The 7,794-nt window shown below is 33.6% G+C and carries 5 protein-coding genes and 1 pseudogene; all 6 read left to right on the top strand.

Annotation, left to right across the window (positions count from 1 at the left end; translation table 11 throughout):
- Nucleotides 1–564 (top strand): annotated as a pseudogene (gene fusA / locus AC5M21_RS15475) (elongation factor G); the annotation flags it as partial.
- An 89-nt stretch (nt 565–653) separates the two neighbouring features.
- Nucleotides 654–1,838 carry an elongation factor Tu gene (gene tuf / locus AC5M21_RS15470; protein WP_008789973.1) on the top strand — a complete coding sequence of 395 codons (1,185 nt, stop codon included), beginning with the start codon at nt 654–656 and terminating at the stop codon, nt 1,836–1,838.
- A gap of 88 nt (nt 1,839–1,926) precedes the next feature.
- Nucleotides 1,927–2,676 carry a MurR/RpiR family transcriptional regulator gene (locus tag AC5M21_RS15465; RefSeq protein ID WP_008789972.1) on the top strand — a complete coding sequence of 250 codons (750 nt, stop codon included), beginning with the start codon at nt 1,927–1,929 and terminating at the stop codon, nt 2,674–2,676.
- 123 nt (nt 2,677–2,799) lie between these two features.
- Complete coding sequence (locus tag AC5M21_RS15460) at nt 2,800–6,267, top strand: pectate lyase-like domain-containing protein (RefSeq protein ID WP_117769095.1); 3,468 nt, start codon at nt 2,800–2,802, stop codon at nt 6,265–6,267.
- A 98-nt stretch (nt 6,268–6,365) separates the two neighbouring features.
- Nucleotides 6,366–7,166 carry an HAD family hydrolase gene (locus AC5M21_RS15455; protein WP_008789970.1) on the top strand — a complete coding sequence of 267 codons (801 nt, stop codon included), beginning with the start codon at nt 6,366–6,368 and terminating at the stop codon, nt 7,164–7,166.
- A 99-nt stretch (nt 7,167–7,265) separates the two neighbouring features.
- Nucleotides 7,266–7,574, top strand: coding sequence for a PTS sugar transporter subunit IIA (locus tag AC5M21_RS15450; RefSeq protein WP_008789969.1), 309 nt, complete (start codon nt 7,266–7,268; stop codon nt 7,572–7,574).
- Nucleotides 7,575–7,794 lie beyond the last annotated feature (220 nt).

Raw genomic sequence — 7,794 nt, 5'->3', positions numbered from 1 at the left:
GGTCACGTATGGATCAAATTTGAACCTAATGAAGGTAAAGGATTTGAATTCGTTGATGCTGTTGTTGGTGGAACAGTACCTAGAGAATATATCAGTTCTGTAAAATCTGGTCTTGAAGATGCTTTACAAAACGGTATGATTGCTGGATATCCAATCTTAGATATTAAAGCAACATTATTCGACGGTTCTTACCATGATGTCGATTCATCAGAGATGGCATATAAAGTTGCTGCAAGTTTAGCTTTAAAAGCTGCTGGTAAAAAATGTGATCCAGTTATCTTAGAACCAATTATGGCTGTTGAAATCACTGCGCCTGCAGAATATTTAGGAAGCGTTATGGGTGATATTTCATCTAGACGTGGTATGATTGAAGGACAGGAAGAAAGAGGAAATGCTGTTTTAGTACAAGCAAGTGTACCTTTATCTGAAATGTTTGGATATGTTACTGATTTAAGATCATTTACACAAGGTCGTGGAAACTATACTATGCAATTTGATCGTTATGAACCAGTACCAAAATCAATCAAAGAAGAAATCATTAAGAAAAATGGTGGAAACAATTAATTCTAATGAAAGTTATTGCATTTTTGTAGTAAATCATTTAGAATGTATATGTAAAAATTTAAACAAACTTATATAGGAGGAAGCTTATAATGGCTAAAGAAAAATTTGACCGCTCTAAAGCGCATGTTAATATCGGAACTATTGGTCACGTTGACCATGGTAAAACAACTTTAACTGCAGCTATCACTACAGTATTATCTAAAGATGGACAAGCTCAAGCAATGGATTATGCTGCTATCGATGCTGCACCAGAAGAAAAAGAACGTGGAATCACAATCAACACTGCACACGTTGAATACCAAACTGAAACTCGTCACTATGCACACGTTGACTGTCCAGGCCATGCAGACTACATCAAAAACATGATTACTGGTGCTGCACAAATGGATGGTGCTATCTTAGTAGTTGCTGCTACAGATGGTCCTATGCCTCAAACTAGAGAACATATCTTATTATCTCGTCAAGTAGGTGTACCATACATTATTGTATTCTTAAACAAATGTGATATGGTTGATGATGATGAATTAATCGAATTAGTTGAAATGGAAGTAAGAGAATTATTAAATGAATATGAATTCCCTGGAGATGATACTCCAATCATCCGTGGATCAGCTTTAAAAGCATTAGAAGGAGATCCAAAATGGGTTCCAGCTATCCATGAATTAATGGCTGCTGTAGATTCATATATTCCTACTCCAACTCGTGACACTGATAAACCATTCTTAATGCCAGTTGAAGATGTATTCACTATCACTGGACGTGGAACAGTTGCTACTGGACGTGTTGAAAGAGGACAATTAAAATTAAATGATCCAATCGAAATCGTTGGTATTCATGATACTGCTAACACAGTTGCTACAGGAATTGAAATGTTCCGTAAATTATTAGACTATGCTGAAGCAGGAGATAACGTAGGGGTATTATTAAGAGGTGTCAACAGAGAAGAAATTCAACGTGGACAAGTATTAGCTAAACCTGGATCAGTACACCCACACAAAAAATTCAAATGTCAAGTGTATATCTTATCTAAAGATGAAGGTGGACGTCATACTCCATTCTTCGGAAACTATAGACCTCAATTCTACTTCAGAACTACTGACGTAACTGGAGTTATCGAATTACCAGAAGGTGTAGAAATGGTTATGCCAGGAGATAACGTTGAATTAACAGTTGAATTAATCGCTCCAATCGCTATTGAAAACGGAACTAAATTCTCAATCCGTGAAGGTGGTAGAACAGTTGGTGCTGGTAACGTTTCAGAAGTTATCGAATAATCAATTTTCAATATTTAAAAAGGTATCTGTCAGGATACCTTTTTTTGTTTCTCTGTGCTAGAATAGGCTATAAGAGGGAGATGAAATTGTGATTTTTACATATCAGCAAATAGCAAGTCTTAATACAACAGAAATAGGCATATATAATTATATTATCAAGAATGTAGAGCAAATTTATAAAATGAATATTAGACAAGTTGCAGAAAAATGCCATGTATCAACAACAACTGTTTTTCGTTTTACTCAAAAATGTGGCTGTGAGGGGTTCAATGAATTTAAATGGGAGCTTAAACAATTTGTTGAAAACAATAAGATACCTACAATGGACAGTGAAATCAAAATGCTTTCGGAGTTTCTTGAGTTTTCAAAGAGTGAGGAATTTCAGGATAAAATTATTCAGTTTGCTAAGATTATATCGCAATCATTACACATTCTTTTTTTGGGAATAGGAACAAGTGGTGCGTTAGGCAAATATGGTGCGAGATTTTTTTCTAATATTGGATATTACAGTCAATGCATTGATGATCCATTTTATCCAGCACCACAAAATGATGATTATAAGAATGTACTTATTGTTTTATCTGTAAGTGGTGAAACAAAAGAAGTTATTGATCAGATTAAACATTATCAAAACAAACATTATCAAATACTTGTTATTACTGATAGTCAAGAATCGACTATAGAGAAAATGGCTGATTTAAGCATCTGCTATTGTGTCAAAAATATTATATTACCACAGACATATAACATCTCTACTCAAGTTCCTGTTGTTTATATAATTGAAAGAGTCGCAAGGGAACTTACAAAAATTGACAAATATCGTCATATCCATCAATGAAGTGTATGTAAATACACTTTTTTTGTTACCAAAGATGGTAACATGTTCCACAATGAGGAGAATATCTCTACTGACTTTGTTTATATGATAAAGTAAAAGCAGAGATAAAGGGAGGAAAGATATATGAAAGGAAAAAAGAAATTAATCTCTATGCTTTTAATGGTAGCAATGATCTTATCGTTGATACCGATGTCTGTTTATGCAGCAACTTATGTTTCAAAAGAGGAATATTTACCTAATGACGGTTATTGCTACATAGTTGATGCGAAAACTGGACAGGTTCTTCAAAGTGCAATTGATGCTAATGAACCAATGATAACAAAGAATTTAGGAAAAGATGGAAATGAATTACCAGCAAGTGCACTCTTTAAGTATTGGGCAAACAGTGATAACCCCCAATTGATTACATTTATCAATAGCGCTTCTGGTCAAGTGATTTGCCAGGATAGCAGTAGTGCATTTATTCATTGTAACGGTAATAAACCCTCTACCCCTAGTGGTTGGGAGGCTTTGACTGCAGTTGAAGATAGTTTGAATAAAGATGCAGTTCAATTGAAAGCTTATAGTGGAAAATGGGTATATATTGATGAACAAGAGCAAATGAAGTTAACGGATAATGTAAATATAGCAAGTTCATTTTATATTATACAAGCTAAATATAGTGATACGAGTCTTTATTTTGAGAGTAAAGCGACTCAAAAGTTAATCAGAGCAAGTGGGAAAAATGGAGACGCTTTAACTGTTGATGGGCAAAAAGAGAATGGTCAAATTCCTGAAGATTGCCGTTTCAATCAGATTGGATATGGTACTTTTGACAATAGAGAGGTGACTAACTTTCAATCAAAGGTTTATCCAGAATTGGCTTGGAAAACAGGATCAAGTGATTATGTATTCTTGAATAATGCACTTATTTCGAGTGGGTGGGAATCGATTATTGTTGTTCCTAATGGGGATGGGACCATCTCATTTCAAAGTTCAGAAAATAAGTCTTATTACTCAGTAGTTGAGAATAAGTTAAAACGAGGATATAATGGTGAACTCACAGATAATGAGAAGTTTATTGTTCATACGCCGCTAAGACCATCTCGTGTGATTGATGTTAATATTACAAATGTTGAAGAAAACTCAGTAAGTATAACATGGGAAGGTGTTGAGAAGACATTGTATACTGGATATCAAGTTGTTGTCACTCCAACAGCAATAGGTGGAGATGCCAAAGAAATTGTGAGCCAAGAAACAATTCATAATTCTTTAAAAGTATCCGGTTTAAAAAAAGCAACTGAATATAGTGTAAGTATTCGAACTGTCAATGGAAATTCGCCTTATTCACAAAGTGAATCTCAAAAGTTTGTTACTAACAATGAGACAACACGACTAGATAAAGTGACAGGACTATCTTGCATACAAGAAGATAATAACTTGAAGTTAAATTGGAATGCTGTTTCTGGAGCAAATGCTTATGCAATTTATCATGCCAGATCTGCATTTGATAAAGAAGGATATAAAAAGATTGCGACAGTTCAACAGGCAACAGAGTTTACGGTTAGCCAAATCGATGATAAATATAGTCATTATTATAAAGTTGTTGCTATAAATGATAAAGGTCAATCAGAACTTTCTGATGAATATACATCTTTAGAAACGACTATGTTTGGAGAGAATATGTTTATTTTTGCTCCGACTGATGAGATTTCAAAAATTGATCAGGTTGTTGCTGAAGTTTTTAGCAGACAAAATGATTACGCTAATGATGCTCAGTTTAATGAGAATCGATATTCGTTCTATTTCAAGCCAGGTGATTATACACAAACACAATGTATGAAAATTGGGTTTTATACACAAGTGGCTGGTTTAGGAAAGAGCCCATATGATGTGAAATTAAATAATATGGAAGTTCCAGCTTATTTAGATGGGAATCCAAATAAAGATCCAAATGCAGATGGACAATGGAATAATGCAACATGTAATTTCTGGCGTTCAGCAGAAAACCTTTCTATTATTAATACGGGAAATAATCAGGGGCATGCAAGTTCATGGAGTCCAGATAAGTTCAATTGGGGAGTGGCTCAAGCTGCTCCATTGCGTAGGATATATTCAGAACGGGCAGGACAATTTGATTGGAATTATGGTTGGGCATCAGGTGGTTATGTAGCTGATAGTTATTTTTCTGGAGGATTTAATGATAATGGAAATATGCTAGGATATGGATCTTTTTCACAACAACAATTCTATAGTAGAAATAATAAAATAACACGTGGGACTTATGGAGTGACTTTAAATGCTTTTTATCAAGGTGTTGACTGTAATGAGTTGGAAAGCAAGTTAAAAACTCCATTGATGAACAATAATGGTTATACCAATTGGGATATTGCTAATAGTGATGGGTCAAGACAGTGCTATACAAATATTACAACCACACCAATGATAAGAGAAAAACCATTTTTATATTTTGAGAATGGAGAATATAAGGTTTTTGTACCTGAACTTAATCAAAATACAAAAGGGATAAGTTGGTCAGAATCAGATATGGGCAAAGGGAAAACTCTTTCTTTAAATGATTTCTACATTGCTAAAGAAGGGAATAAAGCAACTGAGATTAATCAGGCGTTAAATGATGGTAAGCACATCTTCTTTACTCCAGGAATCTATCATGCTGAGGAAGTTATCAAAGTGAATCGTCCAAATACAATTTTATTGGGAAGTGGAATGGCATCTATCATACCAGATAATACATATGCTGCTATGGAAGTGGCTGATGTTGATGGAGTGACTTTAGCAGGAATCATTTTTGATGCAGGTACATATTCAGATTATTTGTTAAAAGTGGGTCAATCAGGATCGAACATTGATCATTCAAAAAATCCAACATTACTTGCCGATTTGTTTTTCAGAGTTGGTGGAACAACAAAAAGTTTAACAAAAGCAGATATAGCTTTAGAAATCAATAGTGATAATGTGATAGGAGACCATTTCTGGATTTGGCGTGCTGATCATGGAGCTGGAGTTGGCTGGGAAGGAAATGAATCTAGACATGGACTTGTTGTTAATGGTGATAGCGTGACATGTTATGGTTTGTTTAATGAACATTTCCAAGATTACACAACATTATGGAATGGCGAAAAGGGAGCAACCTATTTTTATCAGAATGAAACGGCTTATGATCCTCAAAATCAGAGTGATTGGATGAGCCATAATGGAACAGTGAAAGGCTATGCATCATATAAAGTAGCAAATAAAGTAAAGGAACACTATGCAGTAGGATTAGGTATATATAATGTCTTCATTAATACAAATGGAGCAGCCATTGAATTAGATAATGCTATTGAAGTTCCTAATCGTCAAAATGTTTTAATTGAAAATGCATGTATTCAAACATTTGCGAAAACGGATGGCCCATTGGTAAAGATAAATAGTGTTATCAACGGAGTAGGGGGATTTGTCAGTAGTGGTAAAAATCCTGAAACTGGTGAAGTTGGTACTGGATGGATAACAAAAGATAATTTTATCTTAAGTTACACAAATGGAACATGTATAAGTGGTTTTAATGGAAGTCAAGTTTATACAAATGTGCCAAATCCAACAGATGATTAATAAAAAATAATAGGAATCAAAGATATCTTTTAGAAATAAGAGATATCTTTATTTATAATTTTGAATATGCTAGAATAGCAAGTAATGGAGGTATTATAATGAAACAATTATTTTTCTTTGATATAGATGGAACTTTAATCGATTGTAATAAGGATATTTATTCGATTCAGACTTCAACTCGTTCTGCTTTAGATCAATTAAAAGAACAAGGAGATGATGTTTTTTTAGCGACTGGGCGTTGTAAATGCTTTATTGTTGATGGTGTTATGGATTATCCATTCAGTGGGTATGTAACTTGTAATGGAGCCTATGTAGAATACCAAGGTAAATGTGTTTATAAAAATATAATTCCAAGTGAAGCCATTCAAAAGACACATGAGCTTTGTTTAGAAAGAAATATGGCATATTATTTTGAAGGAAATGATTATATTTATGTTTTGAATAAAACCAATCCTAAACATATTGAATTTAAAGACAATTGGGGAATGAAAGACGAAACGATAGTTGATAGTTTTGATTTTAAGAATATTGAAACATATATTGGGATGATTGTCATTAATTCTAAGGAGGATATAGAGCCAATGGTGAATGCATTATCACCTTATTTTAATATTCAAAGACATCAAAGTGAATTTTCTTTTGATCTGACTTTAAGAGGTGAATCAAAAGCTAAGGGAATTTTAGAGTTAGTGAAGCATCTCAATAGATCAATTCAAGATACAGTGGCTTTTGGGGATGGTCGTAATGATATTGAGATGTTATCAGAAGTTGGTTTAGGCATTGCAATGGGGAATGCTGCAATTGAGGCAAAGCATGTCGCAGATTTTATTACTGATGATGTAGATAAGGATGGAATTGTGAAAGCACTTCATCACTTTTCACTGTTAAAGCCGAGATAAATTGATTATTTCATGATAGTTGTTGAAATTGCTTCATCAATTTGGTAAAATAAGTGTACAGATAAAATCTGAATTTTGCTTATCAAAGGAGAAATAAAAATGGATGAACAAGAACAAGTAGTAATTAACCTTATCGTTAATAGTGGTAGTGCACGTAGCTCAGCTATTGAAGCAATTCAATATGCAAAAGCTGGAGATCTAGATAAGGCTGCAGAATCTTTACAACAAGCTAAAGAAACAGTAAATGAAGCACATCATGCTCAAACTGAATTAATTCAAGCAGAAATTAGAGGAGAAAAAGCTCCATTAAATTTATTAATGGTTCATGCTCAAGACCATTTAATGACTGCATTAGTAGTTATTGACTTGGCACAAGAGTTTGTAGATTTATACAAAAAAGTAGGTTAATTATAACTTGACTTTTCATGAGGTTTCTCCTAAAGAGAAACCTTTTTCTTTATTGAATAAAGTATTTATAAAAAAATGAAAAAATATTTAAAAAGTTGTTGACTTATTTATTATATTCGTGTAAGATATAGAAGTCGGCTCGAGAGAGATGCGACAAATCGAAAACAAGGACATTGAAAACTAAACAGAAAACACGTCAAAGAAAGTAGTAAGAAAAAAG

This window comes from Coprobacillus sp. (assembly GCF_984815275.1).
This window is presented reverse-complemented; position numbering and strand designations above follow the sequence as displayed.